The sequence below is a fragment of the Serratia sp. HNCC26DJ244 genome, from assembly GCF_057180565.1.
Genome location: NZ_JBXUGO010000057.1, coordinates 1 through 1,753 on the forward strand (window position 1 = coordinate 1; position 1,753 = coordinate 1,753).

Here is a 1,753-nt window from a genome sequence, read left to right on the forward strand (position 1 = left end):
TATCAGGTCAAAACACCTTCGGTGTTGTAAGGTTAAGCCTCACGGTTCATTAGTACTGGTTAGCTCAATACATCGCTGCACTTACACACCCAGCCTATCAACGTCTTAGTCTTAAACGTTCCTTCAGGGACCTTAAAGGCCCAGGGAAGACTCATCTCGAGGCAAGTTTCGCGCTTAGATGCTTTCAGCGCTTATCTTTTCCGCACTTAGCTACCGGGCAGTGCCATTGGCATGACAACCCGAACACCAGGGGTGCGTTCACTCCGGTCCTCTCGTACTAGGAGCAAACCCTCTCAATCTTCCAACGCCCACGGCAGATAGGGACCGAACTGTCTCACGACGTTCTAAACCCAGCTCGCGTACCACTTTAAATGGCGAACAGCCATACCCTTGGGACCTACTTCAGCCCCAGGATGTGATGAGCCGACATCGAGGTGCCAAACACCGCCGTCGATATGAACTCTTGGGCGGTATCAGCCTGTTATCCCCGGAGTACCTTTTATCCGTTGAGCGATGGCCCTTCCATTCAGAACCACCGGATCACTAAGACCTACTTTCGTACCTGCTCGAGCCGTCACTCTCACAGTCAAGCTGGCTTATGCCTTTGCACTAACCTCACGATGTCCGACCGTGATTAGCCAACCTTCGTGCTCCTCCGTTACTCTTTGGGAGGAGACCGCCCCAGTCAAACTACCCACCAGACACTGTCCTCACCCCGGATCACGGGGCCGAGTTAGAACATCAAACATTAAAGGGTGGTATTTCAAGGTTGGCTCCATGCAGACTGGCGTCCACACTTCAAAGCCTCCCACCTATCCTACACATCAAGGCTCAATGTTCAGTGTCAAGCTATAGTAAAGGTTCACGGGGTCTTTCCGTCTTGCCGCGGGTACACTGCATCTTCACAGCGAGTTCAATTTCACTGAGTCTCGGGTGGAGACAGCCTGGCCATCATTACGCCATTCGTGCAGGTCGGAACTTACCCGACAAGGAATTTCGCTACCTTAGGACCGTTATAGTTACGGCCGCCGTTTACTGGGGCTTCGATCAAGAGCTTCGCGTTGCCGCTAACCCCATCAATTAACCTTCCAGCACCGGGCAGGCGTCACACCGTATACGTCCACTTTCGTGTTTGCACAGTGCTGTGTTTTTATTAAACAGTTGCAGCCAGCTGGTATCTGCGACTGGCTTCAGCTCCAGGAGCAAGTCCCTTCACCTAACGCCAGCGTGCCTTCTCCCGAAGTTACGGCACCATTTTGCCTAGTTCCTTCACCCGAGTTCTCTCAAGCGCCTGAGTATTCTCTACCTGACCACCTGTGTCGGTTTGGGGTACGATTAAATGTTACCTGATGCTTAGAGGCTTTTCCTGGAAGCAGGGCATCAACTACTTCATCTCCGTAGAGACTCGTCATCGTGCCTCAGGGTTGATAGTAAACCGGATTTGCCTGGTCTACCCCCCTACACACTTGAACCGGGACAACCGTCGCCCGGATAGCCTAGCCTTCTCCGTCCCCCCTTCGCAGTAACACCCAGTACAGGAATATTAACCTGTTTCCCATCGACTACGCTTTTCAGCCTCGCCTTAGGGGTCGACTCACCCTGCCCCGATTAACGTTGGACAGGAACCCTTGGTCTTCCGGCGAGCGGGCTTTTCACCCGCTTTATCGTTACTTATGTCAGCATTCGCACTTCTGATACCTCCAGCAACCCTCACAGGTCACCTTCGCAGGCTTACAGAACGCTCCCCTACCCA

The 1,753-nt window shown here is 52.9% G+C and carries 1 rRNA gene; it reads right to left on the reverse strand.

The features are described from left to right. Positions 1-28 precede the first annotated feature (28 nt). A 23S ribosomal RNA gene (locus AC2A06_RS18485) occupies positions 29-1,753 on the reverse strand; the annotation flags it as partial.